The 16,711-nt window shown below is 65.4% G+C and carries 18 protein-coding genes and 1 pseudogene; 18 read left to right on the top strand and 1 reads right to left on the bottom strand.

The window, feature by feature from the left end; genetic code table 11:
• Window positions 1-26 precede the first annotated feature (26 nt).
• The 13 genes and pseudogenes from A3M3_RS25240 to A3M3_RS25220 all read left to right on the top strand — a co-directional run bounded on the left by A3M3_RS25240 (window position 27) and on the right by A3M3_RS25220 (window position 10,442).
• Window positions 27-710 carry a GntR family transcriptional regulator gene (locus A3M3_RS25240; RefSeq protein ID WP_035742932.1) on the top strand — a complete coding sequence of 228 codons (684 nt, stop codon included), beginning with the start codon at window positions 27-29 and terminating at the stop codon, window positions 708-710.
• Between the two features lie 65 nt (window positions 711-775).
• Entirely contained in the window at window positions 776-1,387 is a 612-nt protein-coding gene (locus tag A3M3_RS0114510) for an amino acid synthesis family protein (RefSeq protein WP_197023242.1), read from the top strand.
• Entirely contained in the window at window positions 1,384-1,938 is a 555-nt protein-coding gene (locus A3M3_RS0114505) for an amino acid synthesis family protein (protein WP_028266934.1), read from the top strand. Before A3M3_RS0114510 ends, A3M3_RS0114505 begins: the two co-directional genes overlap by 4 nt.
• Entirely contained in the window at window positions 1,939-2,688 is a 750-nt protein-coding gene (locus A3M3_RS0114500; RefSeq protein ID WP_231497269.1) for an alpha/beta fold hydrolase, read from the top strand.
• Window positions 2,678-4,165: an aldehyde dehydrogenase gene (locus A3M3_RS0114495; RefSeq protein WP_028266932.1), complete on the top strand. Its 1,488-nt coding sequence runs from the start codon at window positions 2,678-2,680 to the stop codon at window positions 4,163-4,165. The genes A3M3_RS0114500 and A3M3_RS0114495 overlap by 11 nt, the downstream gene beginning before the upstream one ends.
• A gap of 2 nt (window positions 4,166-4,167) precedes the next feature.
• Window positions 4,168-4,425, top strand: coding sequence for a tautomerase family protein (locus tag A3M3_RS25235; RefSeq protein ID WP_051423197.1), 258 nt, complete (start codon window positions 4,168-4,170; stop codon window positions 4,423-4,425).
• On the top strand, window positions 4,425-5,492 hold the full coding sequence (locus A3M3_RS0114485) for an LLM class flavin-dependent oxidoreductase (RefSeq protein WP_028266931.1): 1,068 nt from the start codon (window positions 4,425-4,427) through the stop codon (window positions 5,490-5,492). The genes A3M3_RS25235 and A3M3_RS0114485 overlap by 1 nt, the downstream gene beginning before the upstream one ends.
• A gap of 140 nt (window positions 5,493-5,632) precedes the next feature.
• Window positions 5,633-6,544 (top strand): helix-turn-helix transcriptional regulator, encoded by a 912-nt coding sequence (locus A3M3_RS25230; RefSeq protein WP_197023240.1) that lies wholly within the window; start codon window positions 5,633-5,635, stop codon window positions 6,542-6,544.
• Complete coding sequence (locus A3M3_RS0114475; protein WP_231497268.1) at window positions 6,537-7,418, top strand: SDR family oxidoreductase; 882 nt, start codon at window positions 6,537-6,539, stop codon at window positions 7,416-7,418. The genes A3M3_RS25230 and A3M3_RS0114475 overlap by 8 nt, the downstream gene beginning before the upstream one ends.
• A gap of 89 nt (window positions 7,419-7,507) precedes the next feature.
• On the top strand, window positions 7,508-8,692 hold the full coding sequence (locus A3M3_RS25225; RefSeq protein ID WP_035741813.1) for an MFS transporter: 1,185 nt from the start codon (window positions 7,508-7,510) through the stop codon (window positions 8,690-8,692).
• 99 nt (window positions 8,693-8,791) lie between these two features.
• Window positions 8,792-8,893: pseudogene (locus A3M3_RS27525) on the top strand (aldo/keto reductase); the annotation flags it as partial.
• Window positions 8,894-9,108: 215 nt separating this feature from the next.
• On the top strand, window positions 9,109-10,128 hold the full coding sequence (locus tag A3M3_RS0114460) for an SDR family oxidoreductase (RefSeq protein WP_028266928.1): 1,020 nt from the start codon (window positions 9,109-9,111) through the stop codon (window positions 10,126-10,128).
• A complete protein-coding gene (locus A3M3_RS25220) occupies window positions 10,125-10,442 on the top strand; it encodes a hypothetical protein (RefSeq protein ID WP_035741810.1) in 318 nt (105 codons plus the stop codon). The genes A3M3_RS0114460 and A3M3_RS25220 overlap by 4 nt, the downstream gene beginning before the upstream one ends.
• Window positions 10,443-10,485: 43 nt before the next feature.
• Here the strand turns inward: A3M3_RS25220 and A3M3_RS25215 are convergent, their stop codons facing one another.
• Window positions 10,486-10,986 carry a MarR family winged helix-turn-helix transcriptional regulator gene (locus A3M3_RS25215; RefSeq protein ID WP_051423195.1) on the bottom strand — a complete coding sequence of 167 codons (501 nt, stop codon included), beginning with the start codon at window positions 10,984-10,986 and terminating at the stop codon, window positions 10,486-10,488.
• An 82-nt stretch (window positions 10,987-11,068) separates the two neighbouring features.
• Here A3M3_RS25215 and A3M3_RS0114445 point away from each other — a divergent pair, with 82 nt between their 5' ends.
• The 5 genes from A3M3_RS0114445 to A3M3_RS0114425 are packed head-to-tail and all read left to right on the top strand — an operon-like array spanning window position 11,069 to window position 16,710.
• Window positions 11,069-11,524, top strand: a complete 456-nt coding sequence (locus tag A3M3_RS0114445) for a hypothetical protein (protein WP_051423194.1) — start codon at window positions 11,069-11,071, stop codon at window positions 11,522-11,524.
• Entirely contained in the window at window positions 11,521-12,171 is a 651-nt protein-coding gene (locus A3M3_RS25210; RefSeq protein ID WP_035741808.1) for a gluconate 2-dehydrogenase subunit 3 family protein, read from the top strand. Before A3M3_RS0114445 ends, A3M3_RS25210 begins: the two co-directional genes overlap by 4 nt.
• On the top strand, window positions 12,168-13,796 hold the full coding sequence (locus A3M3_RS0114435; protein WP_028266926.1) for a GMC family oxidoreductase: 1,629 nt from the start codon (window positions 12,168-12,170) through the stop codon (window positions 13,794-13,796). Before A3M3_RS25210 ends, A3M3_RS0114435 begins: the two co-directional genes overlap by 4 nt.
• Before the next feature lie 2 nt (window positions 13,797-13,798).
• Window positions 13,799-15,592 carry a thiamine pyrophosphate-requiring protein gene (locus tag A3M3_RS0114430; RefSeq protein WP_028266925.1) on the top strand — a complete coding sequence of 598 codons (1,794 nt, stop codon included), beginning with the start codon at window positions 13,799-13,801 and terminating at the stop codon, window positions 15,590-15,592.
• A 5-nt stretch (window positions 15,593-15,597) separates the two neighbouring features.
• Window positions 15,598-16,710, top strand: coding sequence for an enolase C-terminal domain-like protein (locus A3M3_RS0114425; RefSeq protein ID WP_231497267.1), 1,113 nt, complete (start codon window positions 15,598-15,600; stop codon window positions 16,708-16,710).
• Window position 16,711: the final 1 nt, after the last annotated feature.

The following is a 16,711-nucleotide window of genomic DNA, read 5'->3' as shown; positions in this document are numbered from 1 at the left end:
CATGCATGCATCATAAGCTGGCTTGCATGCAAGAGGATCTGATGGTCACCACGGAAACTGTCGAGCAGGAAGGCCTCCTCGAGAGGATCCGGCGACTCGTCCTGGGAGGCGAGTTCCCTCCGGGCGCACTTCTGCCCGAGGCTTATCTCGCCCAGGAATTCGAGGTCAGCCGCACCCCTGTTCGCGAGGCCCTCAAACAGCTCCAGCAAGAAGGGCTGGTGGAAATTCGTCCGAAGGTCGGCACCTTCGTGCGGGAGCCCACCCGCCGGGAGATCGTCGAGCTCTTCCAACTCAAGGAATCCTTGGAGGGCCTGGCTGCATCGCTGCTCGCCCGGCGCGGGGATGTCTCCGAACTTTCGGTGCTCCGCCGGAACCTCCGGGACTCCGACGAGGCAGTCCTCACAGGGGACAAGGAGGCCTATGCCCGGCTCGTCCACGAATTCCATTGGACGATTGTCCGCGGCTCGGACAACTTCAAGCTTTACGAACACTATGAACGGCTCATGAACCAGCTGGCGTACCAGCGGCTTGTGGTGCGCACCGTCGAGCACCCCGGCCGGATCGCCGCGTCCACCCGCGAGCACCATGCAGTCCTCGAAATGATCGAGAACAAGGACCCCTTCGGCGCGGAATCCGCGATGCGGAACCACGTCTACGCGACGTCCCGTGAAGCCTTGATTACCGAACCGGCGTTGGAACTCCGGAACTAACAAACGACAACACGAGAGGAAGCCATGCGCTTTTCGATTTTTCAGCCCTGCCTGGCGAGGACCCAATGATGAACGACCAAGGCTTCGGTATCCGCAAGATCGTCTATTACAGCGAGGAAATCCTGCTCGAAAACGGATCTGCCCCGGCGGTGCCTGCCATCCGCGCGACAGCCGCCGCCGTCGTCGCCAATCCTTGGCTTGGCGGGAAGGCGAGCGATGACCTGTCGTCGGAAGTCGTCCAGCTTGCACCGGTCCTCGCGCGGAAGCTGACGGACGTCCTGAGCGCGGAGCTAGGCGGCGTGGACGCCATCCAGGCCTTCGGCAAGGCAGCGATAGTAGGCACGGGCGGCGAAATCGAACACGGCGCAGCCCTCATCCACACCCCGTTCTTCGGCAACTTGGTCCGTGAGTATTTCGACGGCGAATCAATCATCTGCTTCGCGGATGACAGGGCCGACGCCGGCAGCACCCTCGTGGTGCCGTTGTGGCACAAAAACGCTGCGGCAACCCGCACGCACTACCAGACCATCACCACGCGCATCGGTGACGCGCCCCGGCCAGGCGAGATCGTCGTCGTCCTTGGCGCATCCACCGGGCCGCGGCCCCATTCGCGTATCGGAGACCGCCTCACGGACCCGGTCGTTAAAGCAGACACACTAGGAGAATTGATTTCATGAGCATCCGCAAGATCGTCACCTTCACCGAAGACGTACTCATCGAAGGCGGGCGGGAGGTCGCACCCTCCGCGCGTGTCGCCGTCGTCGCAGCCATTGTCAAAAACCCATGGGCCGGCCAAGGCTTCGTCGAGGACCTCTCTGCAGGAATCGATGCCAACGCCTCGGACATCGGCGCCCTGCTCGCCCCCCGCGTGCTCGAAGCGCTCGGCGCCCCCGCCGAAGCGTACGGCAAGGCCGCCATCGTCGGCCTGAACGGTGAAATCGAACACGGCTCCGGCCTCATCCACACCCTTGCCTTCGGAAACCACTTCCGTGACGCGGCCAATGCCACCACGCTATTGCCGGCCGTGGAAAAGCGCGGACCGGCGGGAGTCGTGTTCGACATTCCGCTCAAACACATCACGGACGCGACCATCCGCTCCCACCACCAGAGCATCGAGGTCCGCATCAATGACGCACCGCACGCCGATGAGATCGTGATCGCCCTTGCCGCCGCCGCCCAGGGACGCCCTCAGCAACGACTCGCGGCGTTCGCCACCGAATCGAAGTAGGTGACCGCCGTCGTGACCCGCGCCCGCATAGCCCTGATCCACGGCGTCGGCCTCGATGGCTCGATGTGGGGACCCCTGCGTGAGTTCCTCGAACCGGAATACGACGTCCAGATCCTCGAACTCCTGGGCCACGGTCGCCGGGAGAAAGCCCCCGAAGGCGTCACCCTTGCCGAGCTCGCAACAGACGTCGCGGACCGCCTGGACCGGGGCACACATCTTGTCGGGTTCTCGCTGGGCGCCCTGGTAGCGCAGCATCTGGCCCGGTTCCGGCCAGACCTCGTTGCCTCCCTCGTTTCCGTCGGCTCGGTGTGCGACCGGACGCCGGAAGAACACGCTGCGGTGATGATGCGTCTGGCCGCAGCGGAAGCGGACTTCCCGGCAACGGTGGAGGCGTCGATCCGCCGCTGGTATCCGGAAGGCTCTGCGGTGCCAGCGGAGTTGGTCGAGGCGACGCGGGAAGTCCTGCTTCGCAACGACCCGCAATCCTTCCTGGCCTGCTACCGCGTGTTCGCCACGGCAGACGCGGAGATCGCGCCCGAACTCCCCCGGATCACCGTTCCCTCCCATGCCGTGACCGGTGGGCTGGACCCCGGGTCGACGCCGGAGATGAGCGCCCGACTGGCCGCGGCCATCCCCGGCTGTACTTACTCCGTCATCAGCGGGGCCCGCCACATGATGCCGGTGGAACGTCCCCAAGAACTCGCCGACACCCTCACCGCCTTCATCAAGGAGCATTCGCATGTCCACTGAACGCCGCTACGAGCACTTCATCAACGGAGAGTGGGTTCCGCCGTCGTCCGGGGAGTACTTTGACAGCACCAACCCGGCGACGCTGGACGTGCTCTACCGTGCCGCACGGGGCAACGAAGCCGACGTCGAGCGGGCGGTATCTGCCGCGGCGGCCGCCTTCGAAAACCCCGCATGGCGGGACCTCAGCCAGACAAAGCGCGGGCACTTGCTCCGCCGCTTGGGCGACCTCGTAGGCGAATACGGAGACGAACTAGCCCGGATGGAAACCGAAGACAACGGCAAGCTCCTGCGGGAAATGCGCGCCCAGCTCGCCGCGATGCCCGAGTATTACTACTACTATGCCGGGCTGGCTGACAAGATACAGGGCGACACCATCCCGGGCTCCAGCAAGGCGATGCTGAACTACACCCTCCGGGAACCCCTCGGCGTCGTGGGTGCCATCACCCCGTGGAACTCTCCCCTCACGCTGACCACCAGCAAACTCGCCCCCGCCCTTGCGAGCGGCAACACCATCGTCATCAAACCCTCCGAGTACACCTCCGCCACCGTGTTGCGCTTGGCCGCTCTGGCCGACGAAGCCGGGTTCCCGCCGGGTGTCATCAACGTGGTCACCGGCTTCGGAGCAGAAGCCGGTGCGGCCCTGGTCGATGACCGCCGCCTGGCCAAAATCTCGTTCACCGGCAGCACCGCCACGGGCGCCCGCATTGCCTCCGCTACCGCGTCCCGCTTCATCGGCTCGACCCTCGAACTGGGCGGCAAGTCCCCGAACATTGTCTTCGCCGATGCCGACGTCGCCAATGCTTCCGTGGGGGTGGTGGCCGGCATCTTCGCCGCGGCCGGTCAGACGTGCATCGCCGGCAGCCGCGTGTTCGCCCACAAGGCCGTCTATGACGAACTGCTGGAGCGGGTCGCCAACCGGGCCCGCAGCATCGTCATCGGAGATCCGCTCCTCGACGCTACCGAGCTCGGGCCGCTCGCCTTCAAGGATCAGCGCGACAAGGTCGCCAGCTACGTCGATCTCGGCGTATCCGAAGGCGCCACCGTCCTCACCGGCGGCGGCCGGCCCACCATCGGCCTCGGCGGCTACTTCTTCGAACCCACCGTCCTCACCGACGTCGACAATTCCATGCGCGTGGTCAGGGAGGAGATCTTCGGCCCCGTCGCAGCCATCATGCCATTCGAAACCGAGGAAGAAGTGCTCCGGCTGGCAAACGACACCAGCTACGGACTGGCAGCGGGTGTCTGGACCACCAACCTGGCCAGGGCCCACCGGATGGCCAGCCGCCTGGAAGCAGGCACCATCTGGGTCAACACTTACCGGACCATGTCTCCCCAATCACCCCGGGAAGGCTTCAAGACCAGCGGAGTCGGCGTAGAACACGGCATGGAGAGCATCCGGGAATACACCAGGCTCAAGAGCGTCTGGATCAACACCGACGAATCCCCCATTGCCGACCCTTTCATCATGAGGAGCTAACCATGCCTCTTATCGAAGTCTCCATCGCCCGGGGCCGGACCCCCGAGCAGCTCCGCGCGCTCATCGCTGAGCTTCACCGCGCCGCCGAACGCTCAGTGGGCGCGTTACCCGAAAACACCACTGTCATCATCCGCGAAATCGAACACGAACACTGGTCCCGCGGCAACCAGACCATCGCCGAACGCAACGCAGTCGCCCAGGAAGCGGCACCCATCCAGCACGTGTCGGCGAACACCGCGCCAGAACAAAGGAGTCACTAATGCGCTTTTCCCTCTTCGCCCATATGGAGCGCTGGGACGAGACCGTCTCACACCAAGAATGCTTCGAGAACCTGACAGAACTCGCCCTCATCGCGGAGGCCGGAGGTTTCAGCACCATCTGGATTGGTGAGCATCATTCGATGGAGTACACCATCTCGCCCAGTCCCATGCCCCAGCTTGCATACTTGGCCGCGCGCACCTCGCGCATCCGCCTGGGCGCCGGAACGATCATCGCGCCCTTCTGGAACCCGCTGCGCGTAGCCGGCGAGACGGCGCTCCTGGACGTCATCAGCAATGGCCGGATGGAAGTGGGACTGGCACGCGGCGCTTACCAGTTCGAGTTCGACCGCCTCATGGGCGGCATGTCAGCAGTCGACGGCGGCAAGCACCTGCGCGAACTGGTCCCGGCCGTGCGCGCGCTCTGGGAAGGCGACTACGCCCACGACGGCGAGATCTGGCAGTTCCCGACCTCGACGAGTGTCCCCAAGCCCGTTCAAAAGCCGACACCGCCCATGTGGATCGCCGCCCGCGACATCTCCTCTCACGAGTTCGCAGTCGCAAACGGCTGCAACGTGATGGTCACTCCCCTTATGAAGGGCGACGAAGAGGTCGAAGACCTTGCTGACAAGTTCAACACCGCGGTGGAACACAACCCCGGAATCCCCCGCCCGGACCTCATGGTGCTCCGCCACACCCATGTCCACCCAGCAGACAAACCCGAGGGATGGCGGCGCCCTGCCGAAGGCATCCAGAAGTTCTACAGGACGTTTGATGCCTGGTTCGGAAACAAAACCACTCCAAAGAACGGCTTCCTTGAGCCGAGCCCAGCCGAGAAGTTCGCCGACCGCCCGGAGTTCACCCCGGAATCCCTCCACAAGACCGCGATGATCGGGACGCCTGACGAGATCATCGAGCGCATCCGCCACTACGAGGCACTCGGCGTCGACGAGTTCAGCATCTGGTCCGACAACAGCCTGAGCCACGAGGAGAAGAAACGCTCCCTGGAACTCTTCATCGAACACGTCATTCCGGCCTTCCAGGAGCAGCCCGCGTCCGCGGCACATTGATGTTATGGAGGGCCTTGCGGATGCCGTGCCGGGTTCCGTGTCCCTTCCTCCAGCCGTAGGAAGGCTGACTTCTCCGGCCCGGTTTGGGGGTGTCTGATGGACACTGCCACCGGCCGCCGGGGCTGCGTAGCGTGGTGGGTGTGGACAGAAGAGACGAAATCCGTGAGTTCCTGATCTCGCGTCGGGCGAAGATCAGCCCGGAGCAAGCAGGCGTTCCCCTCTATGGGAAGCTGCGGCGTGTTCCCGGGCTCCGCCGTGAGGAAGTGGCGCAGCTCGCGGGGGTGAGCACGGATTACTACACCCGCCTGGAGCGCGGCAGTATCCGCGGGGTCTCTGACGCTGTGCTCGAGGCCGTTGCGTCTGCCCTTCAGTTGGACGAGGCCGAGCGGGCGCACCTTATGGATCTGGCTAGGACGGCCAATGCGCCGTCGCCTCGGCAACGGCGGCCACCACAGCAGAGGGTCCGTCCCGGGGTGCTGCGTCTGCTGGACGGGATGACCGCAGCGGTCGCCATCGTCCAGGACGGACGTTCGGACGTGCTGGCCGCGAACCCGCTGGGCCGGGCGCTGTACGGGCCGGTGTTCAACTTCGCCGGACCGTCGGGACCAGGGACCCCGGACAGGCTGCCGAATCAGGCGCGCTATCTTTTCCTTGATCCGGGCGCGGGTGACTTCTACCCCGACTGGCCCGCGGTCGCGGCCACCGCCGTCGCCATGCTGCGCCTGGAATCGGGGCGGAACCCCGACGACCGGGCGCTGAACGAGCTGATCGGGGAGCTCACCACGCGCAGCGCGCTGTTCGCCGCATTGTGGACCGGGCACGACGTACGGATCCACACCATGGGGACCAAACGATTCCACCACCCGGTCGCCGGCGACTTGTCCCTGCAGTTCGAGACCCTGGACCTTCCCGGCGATGAGGGGCAGACCCTGTTCACCTTCACAGCGGAGCCCGGATCCGCGTCCGAGAACGCGCTGGCCTTCCTTGCCAGCTGGGCGGCCTCGCCTTCCGAAACGACCGTCGCAACCCAGAAAAGACAGAACCATGACTGAACAGGAATCCCGTACAGAGCAGAACAAAGACATGAGCGGGAAAAAAGTCTGGTTCATCACCGGCGCCGGCCGTGGCATGGGGACCGACGTCGCAAAGGCGGCCCTGGCCGCCGGCCACGCGGTGGTTGCCACCGGCCGCAACCCGGAAAAAGTCGCCCAGGCCGTCGGGGAGAACGATGAGCTGCTGGCCGTGAAGCTGGACGTCACCGACCCCGCCGCGGCGGAAGCGGCCGTGCAGGCCGCCGTCGCGCGCTTCGGCCGGATCGACGTGCTCGTGAACAACGCCGGCAATTTCTACGCCGGATTCTTCGAAGAAATCACCCCGGAAGACTTCCGGGCACAGATCGAAACCACGATGTTCGGGCCCATGAACGTCACCCGCGCGGCCCTGCCGCTCCTGCGGGCCCAGCGCTCGGGCCTGATCGTCACCATCTCCTCGACCGCCGGCATCGCTGGCGGAGAGTTCCTGACTGCCTACGCCGCGTCCAAGTTCGGCATCGAGGGCTGGGCGGAATCCCTGGCCCCGGAAATCGCACCGTTCGGAATCCGCACGATGCTCGTGGAACCGGGATTCTTCCGGACCGAGCTGCTCACCCCGGAATCCACGAGCTACGCGGAATCCACCATTTCCGACTACGCCGAGCGCACCGAACAGACCGTCACGGCGTGGAAGGCCATGAACGGCCTGCAGGGCGGGGACCCTGCCAAGCTCGCCGACGCCCTCATTCAACTGGCCAAACTGGAGCAGCCGCCGCTGCGCTTCGCCGCCGGGGCGGATGCCGTGGAAACCTTCGAACAGCGCGCCAAAGCGCTCCAGGACCAAGCCGAAGCCCACCGCGAACTCTCCAGCAACCTCGCACACGACGACGCCTGACACCGCCCACCCGCCGGCCTCGCGCCCCTGAACCTCGCATCGATCACCGAATCGGCTCCCGACTTACCCAGCCATCGATTGGATCCACCATGGTGACCACCACAGACACCCCGCCCACGGGTACCCGATCTTCCTTGTTGCCTTTGGTGGTTTTGAGCCTGTGCGGCTTCACCAGCGTCACCACCGAGCTGTTGCCTTCCGGGCTGCTGACCCGTATCGCCTCGGACCTTGGCACGGGGATCGCCGGGGCCGGTTCCCTGACCTCGGTATATGCAGCCGCGATCGTCTTTACCGTCCTGCCCCTGACCCGGCTCACGATCCGCGTCCGGCGCCGGGTGCTGTTCGCCGCGATCCTGTCCGTCTTCGCGGCCGCCAACATCCTCGTCGCCCTCAGCCTTGCCCTGCCGATCGCCATCACCGGGCGGGCCCTGGCAGGGGTTGCGCACGGACTGCTGTGGGCCACCATGGCCCCCATGGTCGGGAGGATCACCAGCCCGGCACGGGCACCGCGGGCCATGGCGATCGTCTTTGCCGGCACCAGCCTGGGCCTGGCAGCCGGCACTCCGCTGGGCACCCTGCTCGGCCAGGCACTGGGCTGGCGCACCGCGTTCCTGATCCTGGCCGGAGTGAGCGTGGCCCTGGCAGTGCTGGCCTTCCTCACGATCCCCCAGCTCAGCCCTGACACCAGACGGCCGCTCTCCCTCGCCCGGGCCGCGCGCCTGCCCGGAGTCGGACTGATTATCGGCGGTTGGGCCGTCATGCTGCTGGCCCACTTCGCCGTCCTGACCTACATCGCCCCCTTCCTGGAACACGCAGGCCTGGGGGGCATGGTCGGCGCCGGGCTCGCCATCCTGGGAATCGCCGGGCTGGCAGGAGTAGCCCTGGCCGGACGCGTGCCCCGGCGGGCCCTGTTCGCAGGGCTCCTGGCCGCGCCGACGCTGATCGTCGCAGGCCTTCTGGGCCTGGGGGTGCTGCCCGTGAACCTGACAGCCGCCGTCGTGCTCCTCAGTGTCTGGGGAGCCGGATACTCCGCCGCGGCGGTATTCGATCAGCAGGTCGTCCTTATCGTCGGCCACGAGGCCCCCGACACCGTCACAAGCCTCTCGGTCGTCGCCATCCAGCTCGGCATCGCCCTGGGCGCAGCCCTGGGCGGGCTCACCGTCGAGACCCTCGGCGTAGCCTCGATCCCGGTCGCCGGAGCGATCTTCGCCGCCGTGTCCGTGGCCCTGCGCATGCGCCTGCGCCGCTACACCCGTACAACACATCAGATCTGACCAGCAGGGTTCGACTCACCGAATCAATCACAGTGGAGAAAGCACCATGGAATACACACGTCTGGGCTCATCAGGCCTGAAGCTCAGCCGCATCTGCACGACTACATCGACCTCTACCAGATCCACCGCTACGACCCCGAAACCCCGGTCGAAGAAACCATGGAAGCACTCCACGACCTGATGAAAGCCGGGTCCCTCCGGTGAGAAGAACACCGACCGGGCAAAGACCAACGCCGACGTGGACTTCAGCGGGAACCCGCGCCGACCACGTCCGCGGACGAATTTATAAGCCTGCGTACCATTGCCTAAGCGCAAGCATTCCGACTAGATTGAAGACTTAGCAGGGACCCGCGTCGGCGCCCCGGCAGACGGCCGGAGCGTTGACGGAGCTGCCGACACGCTAAGGAGTCACCTTCATGGTCAGGGCCGGACGCATCGTTGTCATCACAGGATCCAGCGGCGGAATCGGGCGCGCTTCAGCGATTGCCTTTGCCCGGCAAGGCGCGGTGGTCGCCTTGCCGGCCCGCGGCGAAGCGGGCCTGGCAGGAGCCGCACGGGAAGTGGAAGCGGCAGGCGGCCGGGCATGGACTTTGAGCGTCGATGTCGCCGATGCCGAGGCGCTCGACGCCGCCGCCGGACAGATCGAGCGCGAGCTGGGGCCAATCGACGTCTGGGTGAACGTTGCCTTCACCTCGGTCTTCTCAACGTTTTCCGACATAACGGCAGATGAGTTCAAGCGCGTCACCGAAGTCAGCTACCTCGGCTACGTCTACGGAACCATGTCGGCTTTGAAGCGCATGCGGCCACGGAACCGCGGAGTCATTGTGCAGGTAGGCTCGGCCCTGGCTTACCGGGGCATCCCGTTGCAGACCGCCTACTGCGGCGCCAAACACGCCATCCAGGGATTCAATGAATCACTGCGGTGCGAACTGCTGCATGAGTCCAGCGGGATCCGCACCACGATGGTGCAGATGCCCGCCGTCAATACGCCCCAATTTTCCTGGGTACTCTCCCGCCTTCCGCATCAGGCGCAGCCGGTACCCCCTATCTACCAACCCGAGCTCGCCGCGCGGGCGGTTGTCTACGCGGCTGACCACCCGAAGCGTCGCGAGTACTGGGTGGGCGGCAGCACAGCGGGGACCCTCATCGTGAACTCGTTCGCTCCCGGGCTGCTCGACCGTTATCTGGCAAAGACGGGCTTTAACTCCCAGCAGACTTCGGAACCCCGAAGTACCGACCAGCCGGCTAACCTCTGGGAGCCTGCGGACACTGCCAAGGATTTCGGGACGCACGGCATTTTTGATCTCAGGTCCACCAAACGCAGCCCGCAGCTGTGGGCTTCCCAGCACCATCCGGCAGTGGGCGCTGCCGCCGTCGGGCTCCTCGCCGCCGCGGCAATGGTGGGCGGCGCGTTCTTGCGGAGGGCAAGGCGATGAAGCCTTTGGAACTTGTCCGGGTGGGCTACGGCATGTGCGAGCTTCTGGCCCCGGATTTCCTGACCGGCCGGTTGCTGGGCAGCACACGTGACCGTAGGGCGACCACCGTGATCCGCATCCTCGGCGCGCGACACCTCATTCAGGCGGTGCTGACCGCCCGCTCCGGGGCCGCTGCCCACCGCATCGGAGGCAGCGTGGATGTGGCCCATGCCGTGAGCATGGGCCTGCTCGCTGCCATGGACGGCAGGTACCGGACGCCCGCGACCGCTAACGCGGTCCTTGCACTGGTCTTCGCGGCGGGAGAATTCGAATGACGATCTGCAACGGCGCACTTCACGATATCGAAAGCCTCGGCCGTCACCGGTTCAGATTGATGCTGAAGCGCCCGTCTTCGGTACCTTCGCCGCCATCCGCCGCGGCAAACGCATCCATGCCCACCGCGCAGAGCCTCCGTAATTCCGGCGGCATCCGCCCCATCACGGCGGCAACGGCCTTGCGGCGGTGCTCGAGGACAGTATTGACCAAGGAGGCTCCCTCGGGCGTCAGCGACAACGCCCGGTACCGACGGTCGCCCGGGTCGTCGTGCCGAGCGATCAGCCCCGCATTGACCAGCCGCTCGCAGATGCGGGTGGCATTGGAAGGATGGACTCCCAGCTCGACGGCGACTGCGCCGAGATTCTGCGGGCCGCGCGAGGCAATCATGACCAATACGCGCAATTGGGGGCTCGTGACAATGTCCTCGACTTCCACGACCGACTGCGCCACAACGCGCAGCAGGACGTTGGCGGCCCCGAGCACCACATCGATCTGGGCCTCATCTATCCGGGCTCCGGCGCCGTCGTGTTCGGTTCTCTCCACGCACCCTAGTATCCCCCCGGTACTTGCGCGACAGCAACGTTTGCGCCGCGGCACCGAACTTATCTGATGGAGGAGGAGCGCCATGAAACATGACATCGACGGCGAAGCGGCCCACCTCATTGATCGCATGGTCCGCAACGTGAAAACTGGTCGATTCGAAAGATCGCTTTCCGGGCTCACGGCGGCAGGCGCTTTGGTGACGGCGGCGGAGATCTACTTCGAACATGACAAGGCCAGCTTCGGGAACAAATGGATGTGGCTGCCCGTAGCTCTCGGCCCCGTCGGGGCCGCAGCCGGCATAGCGGGGGTCTTCAGCCGCCGGATGGCTAAAACAGCGTTGCCGATCGCAAGCGCTGCGATAGTCGCCAATGGCTTGCAGGGAACGTACCTGCATGCCCTCGGCATCGCCCAAAAGCCGGGTGGATTCTCCAATCTGCGCTACAACCTGGAGATGGGACCCCCGCTGCTCGCCCCGCTGCTGGTGACGTTGGTCGGCGGGATGGGGCTGCTCGCTTCCATACTGAGGCGGGAGCAATGAGCTCGCTTCCCTTGGACAAGGATGCCGGCGGTGGCCGGTACCCCGGTTTCAGCACCCTCGCCCAATCCGGCCATTGGGACATGGCCACCGCGGGCGTGGTTCTCGCCCGGCTCGACCGGCCCGCCGAGGTCCGGTTTTTCACCCCCTCGGAAGAGGCAACGGCCCGGGCGCTCTTTGACCAGCTGCTTGACCAGCATGCCGAACCCCGCATCCCGGTCGTGAATTTCGTCGACGCCCGGTTGGCCGAAAACCAGACCGATGGCTGGCGCTACGACGACATGCCCGAAGACGCAGAAGCGTGGCGGAGGACGCTTGCGGCACTGGACCGTTCGGCGGAGCAGTCATTCGACCGCTCCTTCGCCAACTGCAGCGACGAACAACAGGCCGCCGTGCTCCAGGCGGTCCGGGACCTTGGCATCGGGACATGGCACGGCATGCCGGCCGACCACGTGTGGGGCTTGTGGACGCGCTACGCCTGCACGGCCTTTTACTCACATCCCTGGGCATGGGACGAAATCGGGTTCGGCGGTCCCGCCTATCCGCGCGGCTACAAAAACCTGGGTGTCAACCGGCTAGAACCGTTTGAAGTGGCCGATGCGAGACCGCAGGAAGACCCCGTGGGGCAGCACGCAGGAGCCGGTCCATGAGCCACGTCAGGAACCGAAACGAATCGGCGTGGCTGCTTCCTTCTGGTCCCGGCAGCAACCATCGCCTGCGCGATGACATGCGTACGTTCGATGACCGCGAGGAAGTGGACATCGTCATCGTGGGATGCGGCGCGGGCGGAGCGACCCTTCTGCAGCGGCTAGCCCGCGCAGGATGGCGGGCGGTCGCCCTCGACGCCGGCCCGTTCTGGGAGCCTGAACGGGACTGGGTGAGCGACGAAGCCGGGTCGCACCACTTGTATTGGACCGATCCCCGGGTGATCGCCGGAGATGATCCGGTGCCGCTCGGATCGAATAACTCAGGCCGCGGCGTAGGCGGCTCCATGGTCCACTACGCCGGCTACACGCCACGCTTCCACCCCAGCGATTTCCGCACCTTCACCACGGACGGGGTCGGCGCCGATTGGCCCCTCGACTACGCCGAGCTGCGACCCTTCTATGCGGACATCGAAGCGGAACTGCCGGTGGCCGGAGAACCCTGGCCATGGGGCGATCCGCACCGGTACCCGCACCGCCCCCACCCCGTAGGAGGCAATGGCGAGCTCTTCCTTCGCGGCGCCCGCGCTTGCGGCATCACGGCAAAGGTGGGCCCGGTCGCGATCGCCAACGGCCGTTTCGGCAACCGGCCGCATTGCATTTACCGGGGTTTCTGCCTTCAGGGGTGCAAAGTGAACGCCAAGGCCTCTCCCCTGATCACCCACGTTCCGGACGCACTGGCCCGCGGCGCGGAAGTCCGGGCTGATTCGATGGTGACCCGCGTCGGCTTCGACGAGCGGACCGGCAGGGCCACCGGCGTCCACTACGTCCGCGGCGGCAAGGAGCGGTTCCAGCGTGCGCGCACGGTCGCCGTCGCCGGCTATTCGATCGAAACACCGCGGCTCATGCTGAACTCAACCTCAACGAGGTTCCCCGAAGGCATGTGTAATGACTTCGACCAGGTGGGCCGTTACCTCATGGTCCAGGGCGCCCCGCAAACGGCGGGCCGGTTCGACGCCGAAGTACGCATGTGGAAGGCACCCCCTCCTGAAGTCAGCACCGAGGACTTCTACGAAACGGATCCCACCAAGCCTTACAAGCGGGGATTCTCCATCCAGACTGTGTCCCCGCTACCGATCGCCTGGGCGGAGCATGTAGCCGCCCAAGGGCACTGGGGAGCGGCGCTGCGACGGTATATGAGCGACTTTCCCCACTGGGCGTGCCTCGGCGCGCTGTGCGAATTCCTTCCGATGGAAGGAAACCGTGTCACTCTGGCGGACGAAAAGGACCGGTTCGGACTCCCCGTTGCCCGGTTCAGCTACAGCCAATGCGAGAACGACCGGCAGTTGATGGGTGCCGCCCAGTCCGTCATGGAAAAGATCCTGAAGGCTGCCGGCGCGGATGAAGTCATCACGATCAAGCGATACGCACATTTGGTGGGCGGAGCCCGGATGGCCGCCGATGAACGCCATGGCGTCGTGGACCGGATGTGCCGTAGTTTCGCCGTCCCGAACCTGTTCATCACCGACGGCAGCGTCCTGCCGACCCAGGGCAGCGCGAATCCAGCGCTGACGATCATGGCAGTGGCGGCACGGGCCGCCGAAAGACTGAGCACAGGAAAGGAAGATTGATCATGGGATCACAGACGGTTGCCGACTATTTGCTGGCCCGGCTCCGTGAATGGGGAGTGGACAAAGTCTTCGCTTTTCCCGGTGACGGCATCAACGGGGTGCTCGCCGCCTTCGGAAAAGCCGGCAACGAGCCGAAATTCATCCAGGCCAGACACGAAGAAATGAGCGCCTTCGAAGCGGTCGGCTACGCCAAGTTCTCCGGCAAGGTCGGAGTCTGCATGGCCACCTCCGGCCCCGGCGCCATCCATCTGCTCAACGGCTTGTACGACGCAAAGCTGGACCACGTCCCGGTGGTGGCGATCGTCGGCCAGACAGCCCGCAGCGCCATGGGCGGTTCCTACCAGCAAGAGGTGGACCTGCTGAGCCTTTTCAAGGACGTTGCCTCGGACTATGTCCACATGGTCACGGTTCCCGAGCAACTCCCCAACGTCCTTGACCGGGCCGTACGGATAGCGCTGGCCAGACGCGCGCCGACGGCGGTCATCATGCCGTCCGACGTCCAGGAGCTGGAGTACACGCCGCCAGCTCACGCTTTCAAGATGGTTCCTTCCAGCCTCGGCATCCGTTGGCCCGATATCCAGCCCGACGACGACGCGATCCTGGGCGCGGCGCAGCTGCTCAACGAGGGAAGCAAAGTTGCCGTGCTGATTGGCCAAGGCGCACGTGGTGCCGCGGTGGAGGTCCGCGAGGTCGCCGAACTGCTGGGCGCAGGCGTCGCCAAGGCGTTGCTCGGCAAGGACTCCCTGCCCGACGACCTGCCTTATGTAACCGGATCCATCGGCCTGCTCGGCACCCGACCAAGCTACGAAATGATGCGCGACTGCGACACGCTGCTGACCATCGGATCAAGCTTCCCCTACACCCAGTTCATGCCGGAAGAAGGGCAGGCACGAGGCGTCCAGATCGATATCGATCCCGGCATGATCGGCCTGCGTTACCCTTACGAATTCAACATCGTTGCCGACTCCCGGGCTGCCTTGCGGGCGCTGATTCCGCATCTGCAACGAAAGGAGGACCGGTCCTGGCGCAGCGACCTCGAATCCAAGGTCACCCGGTGGTGGGAAACCATGCGCGCCGAAGCGGCGGTGGAAGCCAACCCGATCAATCCCATGCGGCTGTTCTCAGAACTCTCCGAGCGGCTGCCCGAGGATGCGATCGTCGCGGCGGACTCCGGTTCCGCAGCCAACTGGTACGCCCGGCAACTCAAGTTCCACGGCCACGTCCGGGGCTCCCTGTCCGGCAACCTCGCCACCATGGGCCCCGGAGTCCCCTATGCCATCGGAGCAAAATTCGCTTATCCGGAACGTCCCGCCATTGCCTTCGCCGGGGACGGTGCCATGCAAATGAACGGCATGGCCGAACTCATCACCATCCAGCGCTACTGGCGCGAGTGGAGTGACCCGCGCTTGATCGTCGCGGTCCTGCACAACGATGACCTGAACCAGGTCACGTGGGAAATGCGGGCCATGGGCGGCGTCCCGGCGTTCTGTGAATCGCAGAGCCTGCCCGACGTCGACTACGCAGCCTTCGCGACCAGCCTCGGACTGCAGGGCATCAACGTCGACTCCCCCGACGATCTCGGGGGCGCATGGGAGAAGGCCCTCGCTGCAGACCGGCCCTCCGTCCTGGATGTGCGCACCGACCCCGATATCCCGCCGATTCCGCCCCACGCAACCTTCGAGCAGGCCCTCAACAGCGCGAAGGCCGTCATGAAAGGAGACGACAGCGCCTGGGGCCTCATCAAGGAAGGAATCAAAACCAAGGCCCAGGAGTTCCTGCCGCACGGGGACGATTGATGACCGTGACCGATTCAACGCTCGCCCTGAAGTCCCTCGACGTCTCGGCATACACCGTCCCGACCAGCACCCCCGAGGCCGACGGCACCTACACTTGGGATGCGACCACGATGGTCTTGGTGCAGGCCACAGCCGGCGCGTGGACCGGCATCGGATGGACCTACGGGCCGGCAGCCTGCGCAACGCTGGTCAGGGACACCCTTGAGCCGGCCGTCGTCGGGCTCAATTGCTTCGATGTTCCCGCCGCGGCCGAAGCCATGGCCCGGACTGTCCGCAACGCGTCACGCCCCGGACTGGCAGCTTACGCCATCTCCGCCGTCGACTGTGCCCTGTGGGACCTCAAGGCACGGATCCTCGATCTTCCCCTGCATCGGCTTTTCGGCGCAGCCCGCGCACAGGTGGAGGTTTACGGCAGCGGGGGGTTCACCACGTATTCAGAAGAGCAGCTCCGCACCCAGCTGGAGGGTTGGGCCGGTGATCAGCAGATCCCGCGGGTAAAAATCAAGATCGGAGAGGACCGCGGCACGAACACAGCCCGCGACCTGGCCCGGATCCGGCAGGCCCGGGAAACCATCGGCCCGGGAGTCCAACTCTTCGTCGACGCGAACGGTGGCTACACCGCGAAACAAGCCGTTCGGGTTTCCGAAGCCTCAGCCGAGCAGGACGTGGCCTGGTTCGAAGAACCGGTGTCCAGCGATCACCTCGCAGGACTTCGCCAGGTCCGGCGATCCATCACAGCCGACGTCGCGGCAGGGGAATACGGCACCACCCTTTTCTATTTCCAGCAGATGTGCGACGCCGACGCCGTCGACTGTCTCCAAGTGGATGTGAGCCGCTGCGGCGGGTACACGGAGTGGTTCCGGGCTGCTGCGGTAGCCGCAGCCCACGGACTGGAAGTCTCAGGACACTGCGCGCCCAACCTGACCGTCCCTGCAGCTGCAGGCACGCCGAACTTCCGTCATCTCGAGTGGTTCCACGACCACGTCCGGATAGAGGACATGTTCTTTGACGGGGCCGGCGACCCGCATGGCGGCAGCGTCCGGCCCGACGACGACCGTCCGGGCATCGGACTCACATTCAAGGTGCGGGACGCCGAAAAGTACCGGATCCAGGCATAGC

The sequence above is a fragment of the Arthrobacter sp. MA-N2 genome (genome assembly GCF_000517125.1).
Classification (GTDB): Bacteria; Actinomycetota; Actinomycetes; order Actinomycetales; family Micrococcaceae; genus Arthrobacter; species Arthrobacter methylotrophus.
Note: the sequence above shows the minus strand (reverse complement) of the source record. Positions and strands in the feature narration are given on the sequence as shown.

Excerpts from the sequence above, each read along its gene's own strand:
- A3M3_RS25240 (WP_035742932.1), top strand. The coding sequence starts at position 27 with ATGCAAGAGGATCTGATGGTCACCACGGAAACTGTCGAGCAGGAAGGC.
- A3M3_RS0114510 (WP_197023242.1), top strand. The coding sequence starts at position 776 with ATGATGAACGACCAAGGCTTCGGTATCCGCAAGATCGTCTATTACAGC.
- A3M3_RS0114505 (WP_028266934.1), top strand. The coding sequence starts at position 1,384 with ATGAGCATCCGCAAGATCGTCACCTTCACCGAAGACGTACTCATCGAA.
- A3M3_RS0114495 (WP_028266932.1), top strand. The coding sequence starts at position 2,678 with ATGTCCACTGAACGCCGCTACGAGCACTTCATCAACGGAGAGTGGGTT.
- A3M3_RS25235 (WP_051423197.1), top strand. The coding sequence starts at position 4,168 with ATGCCTCTTATCGAAGTCTCCATCGCCCGGGGCCGGACCCCCGAGCAG.
- A3M3_RS0114485 (WP_028266931.1), top strand. The coding sequence starts at position 4,425 with ATGCGCTTTTCCCTCTTCGCCCATATGGAGCGCTGGGACGAGACCGTC.
- A3M3_RS0114475 (WP_231497268.1), top strand. The coding sequence starts at position 6,537 with ATGACTGAACAGGAATCCCGTACAGAGCAGAACAAAGACATGAGCGGG.
- A3M3_RS25225 (WP_035741813.1), top strand. The coding sequence starts at position 7,508 with ATGGTGACCACCACAGACACCCCGCCCACGGGTACCCGATCTTCCTTG.
- A3M3_RS0114460 (WP_028266928.1), top strand. The coding sequence starts at position 9,109 with ATGGTCAGGGCCGGACGCATCGTTGTCATCACAGGATCCAGCGGCGGA.
- A3M3_RS25220 (WP_035741810.1), top strand. The coding sequence starts at position 10,125 with ATGAAGCCTTTGGAACTTGTCCGGGTGGGCTACGGCATGTGCGAGCTT.
- A3M3_RS0114445 (WP_051423194.1), top strand. The coding sequence starts at position 11,069 with ATGAAACATGACATCGACGGCGAAGCGGCCCACCTCATTGATCGCATG.
- A3M3_RS25210 (WP_035741808.1), top strand. The coding sequence starts at position 11,521 with ATGAGCTCGCTTCCCTTGGACAAGGATGCCGGCGGTGGCCGGTACCCC.
- A3M3_RS0114435 (WP_028266926.1), top strand. The coding sequence starts at position 12,168 with ATGAGCCACGTCAGGAACCGAAACGAATCGGCGTGGCTGCTTCCTTCT.
- A3M3_RS0114430 (WP_028266925.1), top strand. The coding sequence starts at position 13,799 with ATGGGATCACAGACGGTTGCCGACTATTTGCTGGCCCGGCTCCGTGAA.